The organism is Alkalibacillus haloalkaliphilus C5 (genome assembly GCF_000269905.1).
GTDB classification, from domain to species: Bacteria; Bacillota; Bacilli; order Bacillales; family Alkalibacillaceae; genus Alkalibacillus; species Alkalibacillus haloalkaliphilus_A.
In genome coordinates, this window is sequence record NZ_AKIF01000017.1 from 11,840 (window position 1) to 27,470 (window position 15,631).

Sequence of the window (15,631 nt, forward strand, 5' to 3'; positions counted from 1 at the left end):
ATTCCTCCTATAAGATATACTCTGATAAATCTTTATTTTTAACGATCGTCGATAGTTTTTCATCAACATAATTTTTAGTTATTTCGATCGTTTCCATCATAATTTCTGGTGCTTCAAAAGAAAGGTCTTCTAATAACTTTTCCATAATGGTATGCAACCTTCTAGCACCGATATTGTCTGTTTCTTGGTTTACTTCATACGCAATTTCCGCTATGCGGTATATCGCTTCATCTGTAAAAGTAATATTAATCCCTTCAGTTTCAAGTAATGCTGTATATTGCTTTATAATAGCATTAGAAGGTTCTGTTAAGATGTTTACAAAGTCTTCGATTAATAATTTGTTTAACTCGACTCTGATTGGGAATCGGCCTTGTAATTCCGGGATAAGGTCTGACGGTTTAGCCATATGGAATGCACCTGCAGCTATAAATAACATATAATCCGTTTTGACAGACCCATATTTTGTAACAATCGTTGACCCTTCAACAATCGGTAAAATATCGCGCTGAACGCCTTCACGAGAAACGTTTGCTTGTTTCTCATCTTTACCACACACTTTATCAATTTCATCAATAAAGATTATGCCTGATTGTTCAGCTTGTTCAATAGCGAGCTGATGAACTTCATCCATATCGATTAATTTTTCTGCTTCAACTTGTGTTAAGACTTCGCGCGCTTCTTTAACAGGTAACTTTCGCTTTTTCGTCTTCTTCGGCATAAGTTGGCTAAATGCATCTTGCATGTTCATTCCCATTTGTTCCATACCCGAACCTTGCAACATGTCAAACATTGACGATTGTTGTTCTTCTACTTCTATCGAAACAATTTGTTCCTCAAGTTGCCCTTGTTCTAATTGTTCCTTCACTCTTCTTCTTCGGTCTGTATGATCAGCTTCTTCTTCATTATCATCATCCGTTTGATCTGGTTGCTGGTTAAAAAACATTTCAAGTGGGTTTTTCATTTGTGTTTGCTTTTTCTTACCAGGAACAAGTAGTTCTACTAGACGTTGGTTTGCTGACTCACGAGCTTGAGTTTGAACTTCTAGCATTTTCTCCTCACGAACCATTCTGACACTTGTATCGACTAAGTCACGAACCATCGATTCAACATCTCTTCCTACATAGCCCACTTCCGTAAACTTAGTTGCTTCTACTTTAGTAAACGGCGCCCCTACTAATTTTGCTAACCTACGAGCCAATTCAGTCTTACCAACCCCTGTTGGTCCGATCATCAAAATGTTTTTAGGGACAATTTCATCACGCATGTCATCAGATAACTTCATTCTTCTATATCGATTTCTTAACGCAACAGCTAAAGCTTTTTTAGCATCAGATTGCCCAATAATGTATCGATTTAATTGTTCTACTATTTGTTTTGGCGTTGCTTTTGTACTCATGAATGAGAGTCTCCTTTGTCATTCAAAGTCTCTAACACTATTTCATTATTTGTATAGACACAAACTTCACCAGCAATTTCAAGAGCTGCTTTAGCAATTTCTGCTGCCGTTTGGTTTTCACTGTATCGCTTAAGCGCTCGACCAGCACTTAAAGCATAGTGACCACCTGATCCAATTGCTAAAATATCATCATCGGGCTCTATTACTTCACCTGTACCAGACACTAATAACATTTGATCTTTGTTCATGACGATCAACATCGCCTCTAAACGCCTTAATACTTTATCACTTCGCCACTCTTTAGCTAATTCAACCGCAGAGCGACTTAAGTTGCCATTATACTTCTCTAAATTAGCTTCAAACTTCTCAAATAAAGTGAAAGCATCAGCAACCGAACCAGCAAAGCCCGCAACTACTTGCCCGTTAAATAATTTGCGAACTTTTTTAGCTTTATGTTTCATCACAACAGCGTTTCCGAACGTCACTTGTCCATCACCTGTCATTGCTGCTTCACCGTTGTGCCTAACTGCAAAAATTGTTGTTGCATGAAATGACTGCTCCATTGTCATCCCCTCTTTCCTCACGCTCGTGGATGAGCATTGTTATAAATATTTTGTAAGTAATCTTTAGTTACGTGTGTATATATTTGTGTTGAAGACAGACTTTCGTGCCCGAGCATTTCTTGTACAGACCTCATATCTGCTCCTTCATTAAGTAAATGAGTTGCAAAGGTATGGCGTAATTTATGAGGGTGAATTGAACTTGTTAGTGCAGCTCTCTTCATCATGTCATTTAGTATGTATCTGACACCTTCATCAGTAAGAGGTGTACCACGAAAGTTAATAAATAACTGATCGACCTCTTGTTTGCTTTTGGAAATCAATTCTTTGCGACCGTCTTCAATGTATTCTTTTACTGCAGTTTGAGCATAAGCTCCGAATGGAACATATCTTTCTTTATTCCCTTTACCGTGAACTAAAATTGTACCAAGCGTATAATCAAAATCTTTTAACTTTATTTGGACTAATTCACTAACACGAATCCCTGTCGCATAAAGAATTTCAATTAATGCCTGGTTTCTTTGACCTAATGGTTGACTACAGTCTTCTACATTAAATAGACGCTCTAATTCTTCTGCATAAAAAAATTGAGGGATCTTCTTATCTCTTTTTGGCATTGAGACATATTCAATCGGGTTATGCTCTACAATATTTTCTTTTTCTAAATAATAATAGAATGTGCGTAAACTTGATAATTTTCTAGAAGCAGAAACCCGAGATAAACCAGAATTGTAAAGTTCAGTTAAGTAAAGTCTTATATCGGAATAATTGACAGCATTAAAATGGCTAATAACCTCTCTAGATAAAAATTGATTGAACTGTTGAAGATCAGCGACATATTGATTGACTGTATGCGGGGAGGCATTTCTTTCTACGATTAAAAACTGTCTAAATTGATCGATTAAATGATCTGTATTCACTTCATATCCCTCCACTACTAAAACGATTAAATTTTATCAAACTTTTCGGAATAATACAACAATTTTCACATATATGTCATAAATATTTTAGTAATGGGGCTATGGGCTTAGTGAACATTCTAGTCCTACCAAACGTAAATTGTATAAGAATAAAAATTGTGTGTCAATTTTGGTACCTTAACTATCTACATGTTTCACAAATTGTATACAAAATATTCAATTTTAATTTAAAAATTTGTAATAATTAAAAAGATGAGCCAACTTTTGTTAGCTCACCTTTTAATAACCTACTATTGTTGTACGCTTTCAGCATAATCACATTCTGTACATTTAACTTGAACACCTTTTTTCTGTTTCTTCTCAACGAGTAAGGAAGAACATTTAGGGCAAGGACGTTCGATCGGTTTATCCCAAGATACAAATTCACATTCTGGATATTGGTCGCAACCGTAAAATGTACGTCTCTTCTTGCTTTTACGCTCAACTATATTACCATCTTTACAGCTAGGGCATTTAACGCCTATTTCTTTAAGAATTGGCTTAGTATTTCGACAGTCTGGGAAGTTTGAACAAGCTAAAAACTTGCCGTAACGCCCCATCTTGTAAACCATTTCGTGACCACATTTCTCACAGTCTTCACCAGCTGGTTCATCTTTTACTTCAATCTTTTCAATTTCTTCTTCTGCTCTATCTAACGCTTTTGAAAATCTTTGTAAAAGTTGTCAATAATGTTACGCCACTGTTGACCACCTTCTTCTACACCGTCAAGATTATTTTCCATTTCTACAGTGAACTTAACGTTTATAATTTCTGGGAAGTACTGTTCTAACAATTCAATTACAATTGTCCCAAGCTCCGTAGGCACAAATCTCTTGTTATCTAACGCTACATACCCTCTACGTTGAATCGTATCTAGCGTCGGTGCATACGTAGATGGTCTTCCGATCCCTTTTTCTTCTAAGGTTCTTACAAGTCTCGCCTCAGTATATCGAGGAGGTGGCTGTGTAAAGTGTTGATTAGGTGTAATATCTTTCGCTTTAACTTTCTCTCCTTCCTCAAGTGGTGGAAGGACTTTGTGTTCATCCTTTTTCTGATCGTCACTACCTTCAATGTAAAGCTCCATAAAACCTTTGAACTTAATTTGAGATCCTGTTGCTCTAAATTCCACACCTTGGTTCATTAAATGTGCTGTCACTGTGTCTAGAACAGCAGGAGCCATTTGACTGGCAATAAAACGATCCCAAATTAATTTATAAAGCTTATATTGATCATTAGACAATCTCGCTTTAATTGTCTGAGGGTCTTTATGAATAACTGTTGGTCGTATCGCTTCGTGTGCATCTTGAGAACGTTCATCTTTCTTTGCTTTACCTTGTTTTTTCCCAAGATGATCTTCACCAAATTTAGCTTTAATTAAATCAGCTGCTTCACCTTTGGCAGTATCTGATATACGAGTGGAGTCTGTTCTCATGTAAGTAATTAAACCTGTCGTACCATCTTTTCCACCTAAGTCGATTCCTTCGTATAACTGCTGTGCAACCATCATCGTCTTTTTTGCACGGAAATTCAACTTACGAAACGCTTCCTGCTGAAGTGATGACGTTGTAAATGGTGCAGCTGGATTTCTTCTTCGCTCACGTTTATTCACTTTTTGTACAGTAAATTCGTCTCCTTCAAGACGATCCAACACTTTCTGTACATCTTGATCATTTTTCAAATCTACTTTATCGCCATCAGTTCCATAAAATTTAGCTTCAAACTTTCTACGCTTATGTGTAAAAGCACCTGTAATCGACCAGTATTCTTCTGGGATAAAGTTTTTAATTTCATTCTCACGGTCAATTATTAATTTAACAGCGACCGATTGTACACGACCAGCACTTAATCCTTTTTTAACTTTTTTCCATAATAAAGGACTAATGTTATAACCGACGAGTCGATCTAACACACGTCTAGCTTGCTGTGCATTAACTAAATTCATATCCACTTCTCGTGGTTCTTTAAATGATTCTTTAATAGCATCTTTCGTAATTTCATTAAACACAACGCGACATTTGGCACCTTCTTCAATACCAAGACTATGTGCTAAGTGCCAAGCAATCGCTTCACCTTCGCGATCGGGGTCGGCTGCGAGATAGACTTTTTTTGCTTTTTTCGCTGATTTCTTTAAGTCATTTAAAACAGGCCCCTTACCGCGAATGGTAATATAGCGAGGCTCAAAGTTATTCTCAACATCAACGCCCATTTGACTTTTGGGTAAGTCAATAACGTGTCCCATAGATGCTTTAACTTTATATTTTTTCCCTAAGTATCGTTCAATTGTTTTCGCTTTTGCTGGAGATTCTACTATAACTAAATAATCTGACATTCATCAATTCCTCCTACGAGGTATATTTCTCTATTTTTTGTATGTTTGTTTCACAAAACTGTTAACCATTAATCTCATTCATTATTAAATAACTTAATATCGTTTGTCAAACTTATATACGAAAAATTGTTCAACAAAATTTATGTTTCTAATATGATTTTGTCTAATACAATACACGAAAAATATAATGTTGCAAACTTTTTTATATAATCAAGCTAATTGTGTGGATAAACTGAAGATAATATCATCCGCTGTAAAAACAGGTGTTGCACCATCTTTTAATAATGAATGACAACCTTTAGCTTGTTCTAAAAATATTGAATCTGGCAAAACAAACACTTCTTTACCTTGCTCTAAAGCTTGATCTGCCGTTATTAACGTTCCACTTCGTTCTGCAGCCTCAATAATTAATGTACCAAGAGATAAACCACTTATTAGCCTATTACGTTCTGGAAAATGCCATTTTTGAGGTTTTTGGTGTGGTGGATATTCCGAGAGCAACAACCCTTTATCAGCAATAGATTGAAATAGAGTGCGATGTTTTGCGGGGTAAATATGATTAAATCCAAATCCTAAAACTGCTATTGTTCTACCTCCGTGATCCAATGCATATTGATGACTCATCCCGTCAATACCATCAGCTAAACCACTTACTATCGTTAGAGATTGATTAATTAAAGGGTTTAAAATGCGATCGATCTTTCTATAAGCTTGCTGTGAAGGTTTTCTAGTTCCAATAACACTAATCATTGGACTATGTAGTAGTGATAAGTCACCTTTGTAGTATAGAACGAGTGGAGGGTCTGGGATCAACCTAAACGGTTCAGGATATTGTGAGTCAAACCAAGTGAGAACAGAGGTTTGTTTGAATTGTTGCCACATTAGTCGCTTATTTGCTTCATCATGTAGCTTTTCATAAATCTTGTGAGAAATTTTTAATGAAAGGTTTAAATGCTTTGAGAGGGTTTGTGGTGTTGCTTGTAGAATACTGTCGAAGTGATCATGCTCAGAGATGTATTGGAATAAGTGCCTTCGTTTCACTTCTTTAAATTGACTAAGAATATAAAGGATTAATGAGTCTTTAACATTCAAGGGCGTTCACCCCCTATAGATTCTATTAAATAAGCTGGGCTTAGGAGAACCTAAACCCAACTTAATAAATTTAATTAATGAGTTTTACACTTGTCGTATAAACCATTTTCTTTAAGTACTTCGATCATTGTATCGCCCATATCTGATGGTGTAGGAGCAACTTTAATACCGCACTCATTCATAACACGGATTTTTTCATCTGCTGTACCTTTACCACCTGAAATGATTGCACCAGCGTGACCCATACGTTTTCCTGGAGGAGCTGTTGCACCACCAATGAATCCTACAACTGGCTTGTCCATATGATCATTAACCCATTCAGCTGCTTCCTCTTCTGCAGTACCACCAATCTCACCGATCATAATAACTGCATGCGTTTCTGGGTCTTCGTTGAATGCTTTTAATGAATCAATGAAGTCTGTTCCGTTTACAGGGTCTCCGCCAATACCTACAGCTGTAGATTGGCCAAAACCTTGCTCAGACAGCTGATGTACAGCCTCATAAGTTAATGTACCAGAGCGGGAAACAACACCGATGTGTCCTTTCTTATGGATGTATCCTGGCATAATACCAATCTTACATTCTTCTGGCGTAATAACGCCTGGGCAGTTAGGTCCTACTAGGCGTGTTTTCTTACCTTCCATGTAACGCTTAACTTTAACCATATCCATTACTGGAATATGTTCAGTTATACAGATAACTAAGTCTAACTCTGCATCTACTGCTTCCATGATCGCATCTGCAGCGAATGGTGCAGGTACGTACACAACAGAAGCATTAGCGCCAGTTTCTTGTACTGCATCGTCAACTGTGTTAAATACAGGTACACCTTCTACTTCTGTACCGCCTTTTTTAGGTGTTACACCACCGACGATTTGTGTACCATATTCAAGCATTTGCTTTGTGTGGAAAAGCGCTGTTCCACCAGTAATACCTTGAACAATAACTTTTGTGTCTTTATTAATAAAAACGCTCATTTTAGTCCGTCCTTTCTTATTTTACTAGAGATACAATCTTCTCAGCACCATCAGCCATTGAATCTGCTGATGTGATGTTTAAGCCTGATTCGTCTAGAATCTTCTTACCTAATTCAACATTTGTACCTTCTAAACGAACTACAAGTGGAATTTCTAAACCTACTTGCTTCGTAGCTTCAACAACACCTTCAGCGATGACGTCACACTTCATGATACCACCGAAGATATTAACTAATATTCCTTGTACACTGTCATCGGACAAAATGATTTTGAATGCTTCAGTAACTTTTTCAGCAGTTGCACCGCCACCTACGTCTAAGAAGTTAGCTGGTTCACCGCCATAGTGCTTAATAATATCCATCGTTGCCATAGCAAGGCCTGCGCCGTTAACCATACAACCGATATTACCGTCTAAAGCGATATAGCTTAAGTCATGCTTAGATGCTTCGATTTCTTTATCATCTTCCTCATCTAAGTCACGGAACTCAACAATGTCCTTATGACGGAATAGTGCGTTATCATCGAAGTTTAACTTAGCGTCTAATGCTAATACTTCACCGTCACCAGTTGTTACAAGTGGGTTAATTTCTGCGATTGAGCAATCTTTTTCAACAAATAGTTGATATAAGCTCATCATGAATTTAACTGCTTTACCTAGTAACTCATCAGGAATGTTTAAATTGAAAGCTAAACGTCTAGCTTGGAAAGGAGTAAGACCAGTCACTGGGTCAATTACTTCTTTGAAGATCTTTTCAGGTGTTTCTTCTGCAACCTCTTCGATTTCAGTTCCACCTTCTTCAGATCCCATCATTACAACGCGGGAAGTTGCGCGGTCTAAAACAAGACCTAAGTAATATTCGTTTTGAATGTCACAACCTTCTTCGATTAAAAGGCGCTTAACCTCTTTACCTTCTGGTCCTGTTTGGTGAGTGACTAATGTTTTGCCTAAAATTTCGTTAGCATAGTCACGTACTTCGTCTAAGTTCTTAGCGATTTTTACACCGCCAGCATTACCACGCCCACCAGCGTGAATCTGCGCTTTTACAACTGATACGCTTGAACCTAATTCTTTAGCCGCATCTACTGCTTCATCAACAGAGAACGCTACTTTACTATTAGGTACAGCAACGTTGTAAGAACGGAAAATTTCCTTCGCTTGGTACTCATGAATGTTCATGTTACATCCTCCCATCAAAAAGTCACTGCAATATACTAATTAATTAAAACCACACCTTGTTTATTATACATGAAAATTGTCACAATCAAAAGAACCTTAGATTGTTTTCGTGAAATTTTTAGTAGTTTTTGTCTAATTGATAAATAAACGCAAAAACTTCAGCTACAGCCTGATACAAATCTTCAGGAATTTTTTCATTTATATTTAATTCTCTCATTAATTCTATTAAAGCAGGATCCTCGTAAACAGGTACTTCATGCTCACCTGCTCGTGTTAGAATCTCTTCAGCAATTAACCCTTTTCCTTTAGCGATCACTTCAGGTGCATTATTCTCCGCTTCATCATAACGTAAAGCGATTGCTTCTTTTCGTTTATAACGTTCATTCATACGCGAAAGTCAACCCCTTTATATGTGGTTTGAGCTTGTTCCACTTCACTGTTCGAAATCGATTCAATCACTTCTTCTTTTAAAGGTTTAACCTCAATCGACTGTAGATCATAACCTTTTTGATCAAGGTTGATGTTTAACATTGATTCCATGCTGTGTACAAGCGGTGATAACAGTTGGGGAGATTCATGAAAAATTGAAAGGGATACATCCCCGTATTTCACGTGCATATCAATAACTGTGTCTTTTAAATTCGGCAAACTTAAATAAAACATAACACGGCAATATTTCGGATGAATTGAACCATCAGACTGCTTTTGTCCTTCAAAGTCCATCCATAAATCTTCATTTAGTCCGAACATCTCTTTTGGAAAATGCGCTGAAAACTGCATCCATTCTCGGCTACTATCTTGTAATGATAAATGGATCCCTTGCAACATTTGATTCATTTGTTGAAAAGGTTCCGAATGAACAACTTGGCTACTAACCATATTTAGTAATGTTTGCATTGTTGGGTAATCTTGAGCACGGTGCATGGCTTCATTTTGTGTTAAGTGCATAAAACTTTGCAATTGTTGCATCACTTGTGCCATATTAGTCGAAGATGCAGGTTGGTTAAATACAATTTGCCAAACGTTTAAAGCCCTGTATTGTTGTTGGTCCACTTGAGCTGACAACATTCGCGTCAAGTTTCGAATTAACTGCTCACCTTGCTCAGAACTTAACAGTTGCTGTAATGAACTAACTTGATTTTGTTGTAGCATCTGGGCTACTTGTTGCATCATTTGTTGTTGTGCAGGTGGAAGGTTGTTTTGGACTTGGTTAAATACACTTGATTGACTGAAATTTGCCAAGAAATTCAGTCGATCAGCTGTTCCACCTTGTAAACTACTTAACTGATTAATAAATCGAGCTAACAATTTTTGAGACCGTTCTCCACCCGCCAACTGATTATGAGCTAAGTTAGCTAGTCCGTCTTGCAATCCTTGAGCGCTCATATTGAAGGGTAGATTTAAATTTTGTGTTTGCAAACCATTATTCCCTAACTGAAAGCTTACTTGATTTGTTTGTGCCCAAGATGTCCAAGTGTTAGACCATTGGTTGTAACTAACTTGTGAGCTAATGACACCTGCTTTTTGTAATAATTGAAAAGTTGTTTCTGATCCACGACCAATTTCAGTTAAAATTTGATGCGTTAAATGGGCCATGATTTGTTGGTTCGATTGACCTCTTCCATTAACGGCATTTAAATATAAGCTTAGCTGCGCTTGCTCATTAGTAAGTGAAGCGTTTTGTGCTAATTGAGATTGCATTTGACTGACCGTTTGATTAAATGACATTGGTTGATTAATACGTTGGTCAACCGCCCTAAATGTTTGTTCCGTTAACGGAAAGTTTCTAGATAGCATTTCTCTTAAAACCGCTTCACTATTGTCAGAACCTAATTGTGCAAGCTGTAATAAGTTACTAACATTTTGTTGTGTAACTGGTAATTGATCTCGAATGAACCCTGCCAACATCATTTGTTGTTGTCTACCTGCTTGTTGTCCGGTTGCTTCAAGCAAAGCGCGAGCAGCATCATTTGGCGTTCTAACGACTTCTTCACTTACAACTTGTAAATGTATGTATGGACTCGTTTGATTCACTTGCATTAAATAATTTTGATTAGCTTGAAGATTCGCACTTAATTGAGCGACAACTTGTTGTTGCCCAATACGGACCATTGCTTTTTGGTCAGGAAAAAACTTCATGATACGACCGGAAACGACTTGTCCATCTCGTAACGATAAATTTGAGGAACCCGATTCTCTCACTCTAATCGATTGAAATACTTTGTTGATTTCCGCCATATCATTCACGCCTTTTAAACTTAAATTTTGTACAAAGAAACAGGATTAAATGACATTCTGTGATAAGGAGTCGGTCCATGCTGTTCTAACGCTTTCAAATGGTTTGCAGTGCCGTACCCCATATTGCGATCAAACTCAAATGAAGGAAACTCTTTCCCTGCTTCAACCATTAAACGATCTCGTGTCACTTTTGCTACAATACTACCAGCGGCAATGGAGACACTTTTTTGATCCCCTTTAATTAACGACTGTTGCGGTGCTTGAAGTCCTTCTAGCTTCATTGCATCTAACAAATAATAATCAGCATTAACTTCCATATCGTCTATTGCTAGTTTCATCGCTTTTTTAGAAGCTTCATATATATTGATCTCATCTATTGTCTGACTATCAACTATACCAACACCAACTGCTCTAGCACACTTTAAAATCGTCTCGTAAAATTGGTTTCGTTTTAATTCAGATAGCTTTTTTGAGTCATTGATCCCAATTAAAGATTCATCACGCGGATCTAAAATAACCGAAGCTGCCACAACAGGACCAGCTAAAGGACCTCTTCCAACTTCATCTATTCCAGCTACAGAATAATAGCCTTTAGATTTTAACTGATATTCATAAACTTTCATTTGTTCAAATTGATCTTTAAGCTGGCGTTCTTTCTCTAACTTTTGATCATATTGTTGTAATAACTTTTGAACACCCGCTCGTTTATCTTGTCGCATGACTTCTATATCTTCATGTGTTAAACCGTCGTTTTGTAACTGTTGTTTTATTTCGCTTATAGTTCCCCGTGCGTTCTTCACTTTGGCTATTCCCCTTCTACTCCTTATATCGACAAATCATAATAAAAACTAAAGACTTACTTGATCAAAAGTCACTTTACCTAAATGACCTTGCCTTAAATCACGGATAATAACGTCAGCTACTTGATCATAGTCGATTAGTCCACCTGACATTAAGCAACCCCTCTTTTTACCAATGGCATCAAACCACTCCACAATATCTTCACTTTCTATATCCAAAGTTGGATAACGGTCAAGCAATGCTTCTACATAGTGTTCTTTGAAATACCTCATTATATATACCGCTATGTCGTCTAAATGCAATATTTGGTCTTTAATAGTTCCTATTGCTGCTAACTTATAACCGACTTCTTCATCTTCAAATTTCGGCCATAAAATCCCTGGTGTATCAAGAAGTTCAAACTCACCATGAACTCTAATCCACTGTTGTTGTCTCGTAACACCTGGTTGGTCACCAGTTTTTGCTTGTTTCTTATTCGCCAAACGGTTAATTAATGTGGATTTTCCTACGTTAGGGATCCCTAAAATCATCGCTCTTAACGACCTTGGGTTAATCCCTTTTTCTTTCCGTCTTTCGTTTATTTTCTCACTAATAACTTTTGTTTGTTTAATAATCTTTTTTATGTCTTCCTTGTTGTTTACATCGATCGCAAGTGCATATTTACCTTCGCTCTCAAAGTAATCAACCCATTGTTGAGTTAGCTTAGAGTCAGCTAAATCACTTTTCATAAGTAAGACAAGTTTCTGTTTGTCATCAGTTACTTCTTGAAGCATCGGGTTTTGGCTTGAAAAAGGGGCCCTTGCATCGACTAACTCAACTATTAAATCCACTAACTTTAAGTTTTCTTCAACTTCGCGTTTCGCTTTTGCCATATGTCCTGGAAACCATTGTATTGTCAATTTGATCACCTCTATGTCTATCTTAACCATTTCGAGTCTTTAAGATAAAGTATTATGTAGTCTTTATAACGTAAAAAAAGAGCCTGACTGAACGTCAAGCTCTTTTCGTTGTTTCAAAATGTACTTATCGTCTCTCAGGAATACGCGCTGCTTTACCACGTAGGTTACGTAGGTAATAAAGCTTCGCACGACGTACTCGACCGCGACGAGATACTTCGATCTTGTCAACACGTGGAGAATGTACAGGGAATGTACGCTCAACGCCAACGCCGTAAGAAATCTTACGTACAGTAAACGTTTCACTAATTCCACCACCACGACGCTTAATTACAACACCTTCGAATACCTGGATACGCTCACGGTTACCCTCTACAACTTTAACGTGTACTTTTACAGAGTCACCAGCACGGAATTCAGGTACATCAGTACGTAGTTGATCTTGTGCGACTTGCTCTAGAATCTTTTGCATGTTCGTTCACTCCTTCCAAACTAACACTCTTACTTATTTCAAGAAGCGGAGTATCGTTATCAAGCTTAAGTGAACACTTAAGCACTAAATTAATATATCATACACTGTAATGAGATGCAACAAAGTTATGGGCTTTTATTGCTCTTAATTTCATTTAATAGTTTCTGTTGATGTGCTGTTAACTGATCTTCATTAATTAAGTCAGGACGCCTTTCATAAGTACGTTTTAAAGATTCATATTCTCTCCACTCTTCAATCTTTTTATGATTACCAGATAACAAGGTATCAGGGACTTGATGTCCTCTAAAATCACTTGGCCTTGTATAGTGTGGATGCTCTAGCAAATCATTAGAAAACGAATCTTCTTGTGCTGACTGTTCATTGCCTAATACTTCTGGTAATAAGCGGACAACACTATCGGTTACAACCATAGCACCTAACTCACCACCGGTTAGAACATAATCCCCAATTGAAATCTCATCAGTTGCTAATTCTGTTCTAATCCTTTCATCAAAGCCTTCATAATGACCACAAACTAAGATTATATGATCTTCTTGCGCCAGTTCTTCTGCTTTCTTTTGACTATAAGGCTCACCTTGTGGACACATTAAGATGACTCTAGGGTTACTGTTAGCTCTTTTTTTTAAGTCTTCCACAGCATCAAAAATTGGTTGTGGTGACAAGACCATGCCCGCACCACCACCATAAGGGTAGTCATCTACTTTTTTATGTTTGTTCTCGGTATATTCTCGAAAATCAACTAACTGATAGTCATAAGCTTTTTTCTCTTTTGCTTTTTTCAAAATAGAAGATTCAAACACACCTTTAAACATCTCAGGAAAAAGCGTTAATATATCTAGCTTCATTACGAAAGCAACCCTTCCATTTCTTCGATTACAATTTTTTGATTGTCGACATCAACTTCTTTAACAACTTGATCAATGTATGGAATTAGCGCATCTTTCATTCCAGATTCAACACGTTGAACGACCCATACATCATTTGCTCCAGGAGATAGAATCTCTTTAACCTTCCCTAAATGCTCACCTGTCGTTAAATAAACTTCGCAACCGATAATTTCGTAATAATAAAATTCATCTTCATCTAAATCTTCCAAATCTTCGAATGCTACTTTTAACTGATGCCCTTTAAAACGCTCGGCTTGATCTAACGATTCGTTCCCTTCAAAAACTAGCAAGTCAAACTGTTTATGTTTTCGGTGGCTTATAACTCTTACTTCTTCGTGCTCTCCGCCGTCCATTTCGACGAACAAACGACTACCTGGTTCAAATCGCTCCTCTTCGAAGTCTGTTACCGACATGACACGAACTTCACCTCGAACGCCGTGTGTGTTTACTATTTTACCAACATTTAAAAAATCTTTATTCATATAGCATCACCTATTTATCCGTACTATTATTCCGTCTTCAACGACGATTTCTCTATCACCAAATAATTCATCGTAAGCATCGCCAACAGATACTTCAACAATTTCATCTACTTCTTTTTCAGTAATTTCACTACCTAATGGTAATTGGTCTAATTGTTCGATTTGAAGTTCATACCACTCGATCGATTGTTTTCTTTTTAACTCTTCTTGTGAAAACTTTTCCTCTACTTTATGTTGGTCGAACTTTTGCTTATATATCAATTTTTTCTTTTCGAAGTTCAGTTGTTCAATTTCTTTTTGCTTAGCTGCCACTTGTTCTTGGAATTGTTCAACAAGCTTCTGTTTACTGTCTTCAGTCACAACTTGCTTCACTGTTGTCTTTCGTATAATTTGCATAAGACCACCCATTTCATTCAAATAACTCGTCTTAAGCTTATATCATTTTATAACTGAAAAAAAGGGAAAGGTTTAACCCTCTCCCTCTTTACTACATAATATCAACATAAACCTTTTTATTTGTGTTCGAATTAGCTGCATGTACAACTGTTCGAACAGCTTTAGCGATGCGCCCGTTTTTACCGATCACTTTACCGACATCATCTTCATGAACAGTTAAGTGGTAACGAACTTTACGGTCCGTTTCTTCAACTGTCACTTCAACGTAATCAGGGTGATCAACTAATGGGCTTACGATCGTTTCAATTAAGGGTTTCATGATATCACAAATCCTTATTAGTTATTTTTTGACTCGTGAAACTTAGTATGATGCCCTGGTCTGAGAATAGGTTGCGTACCGTGTCGCTTGGCTTAGCACCTTTAGTCATCCAGTCTAAAGCTTTCTCTTCATCAATAGAAACTTCTGGTGTTTCAGTAACTGGATTATATGTGCCGATTTGCTCAATAATACGTCCATCACGAGGTGAACGTGAATCTGCTACTACTACACGATAGAAAGGATTTCTTTTAGAGCCCATTCTTTTTAGGCGGATTTTTACTGCCATGTCTTACACCTCCATCAAATTGCTTATCACAATTTAAGATTGTATCAGAGAAACAAAAGTGTGTAAAGGATTTTTACATTACATTGTTTGTAGATTTATTATTTTTTGTATTGGAGCCCTTTGAAGCGGATTTTCAGAGCCAAGTCTCATAATAGTACAATGTATTCTATAAATATAAAGGACATTTAAACCTTACTTACTGTTTCTACTTTAATTTTACCGTCCAACAATTCTATCTTATGATTTGCTCGTTTTGCAATAGCTTCATCATGTGTAATCAACACGATCGTCACACCATCATTGACGTGTATATCTTCTAGTATGTGCATTATCTTCCGGCCTG

The 15,631-nt window shown here is 37.1% G+C and carries 16 protein-coding genes and 1 pseudogene; all 17 read right to left on the bottom strand.

Features of this window, described 5'->3' with window-relative positions; translation table 11 throughout:
* Positions 1-7: 7 nt before the first annotated feature.
* Positions 8-1,396, bottom strand: coding sequence for an ATP-dependent protease ATPase subunit HslU (hslU, locus tag A194_RS0103370; protein WP_017185481.1), 1,389 nt, complete (start codon positions 1,394-1,396; stop codon positions 8-10).
* On the bottom strand, positions 1,393-1,959 hold the full coding sequence (gene hslV / locus A194_RS0103375; RefSeq protein ID WP_017185482.1) for an ATP-dependent protease subunit HslV: 567 nt from the start codon (positions 1,957-1,959) through the stop codon (positions 1,393-1,395). Before hslV ends, hslU begins: the two co-directional genes overlap by 4 nt.
* Positions 1,960-1,976: 17 nt before the next feature.
* Complete coding sequence (xerC, locus tag A194_RS0103380) at positions 1,977-2,876, bottom strand: tyrosine recombinase XerC (RefSeq protein WP_017185483.1); 900 nt, start codon at positions 2,874-2,876, stop codon at positions 1,977-1,979.
* 290 nt (positions 2,877-3,166) lie between these two features.
* Positions 3,167-5,244, bottom strand: a pseudogene (gene topA, locus A194_RS17085) (type I DNA topoisomerase).
* A gap of 210 nt (positions 5,245-5,454) precedes the next feature.
* Entirely contained in the window at positions 5,455-6,336 is an 882-nt protein-coding gene (dprA, locus tag A194_RS0103390) for a DNA-processing protein DprA (RefSeq protein ID WP_017185486.1), read from the bottom strand.
* A gap of 74 nt (positions 6,337-6,410) precedes the next feature.
* Positions 6,411-7,313 (bottom strand): succinate--CoA ligase subunit alpha, encoded by a 903-nt coding sequence (sucD, locus tag A194_RS0103395; RefSeq protein ID WP_017185487.1) that lies wholly within the window; start codon positions 7,311-7,313, stop codon positions 6,411-6,413.
* A gap of 16 nt (positions 7,314-7,329) precedes the next feature.
* A complete protein-coding gene (sucC, locus tag A194_RS0103400) occupies positions 7,330-8,490 on the bottom strand; it encodes an ADP-forming succinate--CoA ligase subunit beta (protein ID WP_017185488.1) in 1,161 nt (386 codons plus the stop codon).
* 118 nt (positions 8,491-8,608) lie between these two features.
* Complete coding sequence (locus A194_RS0103405; protein ID WP_017185489.1) at positions 8,609-8,878, bottom strand: EscU/YscU/HrcU family type III secretion system export apparatus switch protein; 270 nt, start codon at positions 8,876-8,878, stop codon at positions 8,609-8,611.
* Positions 8,875-10,728, bottom strand: a complete 1,854-nt coding sequence (locus A194_RS0103410; RefSeq protein ID WP_017185490.1) for a hypothetical protein — start codon at positions 10,726-10,728, stop codon at positions 8,875-8,877. The genes A194_RS0103405 and A194_RS0103410 overlap by 4 nt, the downstream gene beginning before the upstream one ends.
* 20 nt (positions 10,729-10,748) lie before the next feature.
* Complete coding sequence (locus A194_RS0103415) at positions 10,749-11,528, bottom strand: ribonuclease HII (protein ID WP_017185491.1); 780 nt, start codon at positions 11,526-11,528, stop codon at positions 10,749-10,751.
* Positions 11,529-11,576: 48 nt separating this feature from the next.
* Positions 11,577-12,428 (bottom strand): ribosome biogenesis GTPase YlqF, encoded by an 852-nt coding sequence (ylqF, locus tag A194_RS0103420; protein ID WP_017185492.1) that lies wholly within the window; start codon positions 12,426-12,428, stop codon positions 11,577-11,579.
* Positions 12,429-12,552: 124 nt separating this feature from the next.
* Positions 12,553-12,897, bottom strand: coding sequence for a 50S ribosomal protein L19 (rplS, locus tag A194_RS0103425; protein WP_017185493.1), 345 nt, complete (start codon positions 12,895-12,897; stop codon positions 12,553-12,555).
* 125 nt (positions 12,898-13,022) lie between these two features.
* Entirely contained in the window at positions 13,023-13,763 is a 741-nt protein-coding gene (trmD, locus tag A194_RS0103430) for a tRNA (guanosine(37)-N1)-methyltransferase TrmD (protein ID WP_017185494.1), read from the bottom strand.
* Entirely contained in the window at positions 13,763-14,287 is a 525-nt protein-coding gene (rimM, locus tag A194_RS0103435) for a ribosome maturation factor RimM (protein WP_017185495.1), read from the bottom strand. The genes trmD and rimM overlap by 1 nt, the downstream gene beginning before the upstream one ends.
* 6 nt (positions 14,288-14,293) lie before the next feature.
* Entirely contained in the window at positions 14,294-14,683 is a 390-nt protein-coding gene (locus tag A194_RS0103440) for a YlqD family protein (RefSeq protein ID WP_017185496.1), read from the bottom strand.
* A 91-nt stretch (positions 14,684-14,774) separates the two neighbouring features.
* The gene (locus A194_RS0103445; protein WP_017185497.1) at positions 14,775-15,002 is read right to left on the bottom strand and encodes a KH domain-containing protein; all 228 of its coding nucleotides are present in this window, start codon (positions 15,000-15,002) and stop codon (positions 14,775-14,777) included.
* A 4-nt stretch (positions 15,003-15,006) separates the two neighbouring features.
* Entirely contained in the window at positions 15,007-15,288 is a 282-nt protein-coding gene (rpsP, locus tag A194_RS0103450) for a 30S ribosomal protein S16 (RefSeq protein WP_017185498.1), read from the bottom strand.
* Between the last annotated feature and the right edge of the window lie 343 nt (positions 15,289-15,631).

Excerpts from the sequence above, each read along its gene's own strand:
- A194_RS0103445 (WP_017185497.1), bottom strand. The coding sequence starts at position 15,002 with ATGAAACCCTTAATTGAAACGATCGTAAGCCCATTAGTTGATCACCCT.
- hslU (WP_017185481.1), bottom strand. The coding sequence starts at position 1,396 with ATGAGTACAAAAGCAACGCCAAAACAAATAGTAGAACAATTAAATCGA.
- hslV (WP_017185482.1), bottom strand. The coding sequence starts at position 1,959 with ATGGAGCAGTCATTTCATGCAACAACAATTTTTGCAGTTAGGCACAAC.
- rpsP (WP_017185498.1), bottom strand. The coding sequence starts at position 15,288 with ATGGCAGTAAAAATCCGCCTAAAAAGAATGGGCTCTAAAAGAAATCCT.
- A194_RS0103410 (WP_017185490.1), bottom strand. The coding sequence starts at position 10,728 with ATGGCGGAAATCAACAAAGTATTTCAATCGATTAGAGTGAGAGAATCG.
- sucD (WP_017185487.1), bottom strand. The coding sequence starts at position 7,313 with ATGAGCGTTTTTATTAATAAAGACACAAAAGTTATTGTTCAAGGTATT.
- rimM (WP_017185495.1), bottom strand. The coding sequence starts at position 14,287 with ATGAATAAAGATTTTTTAAATGTTGGTAAAATAGTAAACACACACGGC.
- A194_RS0103440 (WP_017185496.1), bottom strand. The coding sequence starts at position 14,683 with ATGCAAATTATACGAAAGACAACAGTGAAGCAAGTTGTGACTGAAGAC.
- sucC (WP_017185488.1), bottom strand. The coding sequence starts at position 8,490 with ATGAACATTCATGAGTACCAAGCGAAGGAAATTTTCCGTTCTTACAAC.
- trmD (WP_017185494.1), bottom strand. The coding sequence starts at position 13,763 with ATGAAGCTAGATATATTAACGCTTTTTCCTGAGATGTTTAAAGGTGTG.
- A194_RS0103405 (WP_017185489.1), bottom strand. The coding sequence starts at position 8,878 with ATGAATGAACGTTATAAACGAAAAGAAGCAATCGCTTTACGTTATGAT.
- rplS (WP_017185493.1), bottom strand. The coding sequence starts at position 12,897 with ATGCAAAAGATTCTAGAGCAAGTCGCACAAGATCAACTACGTACTGAT.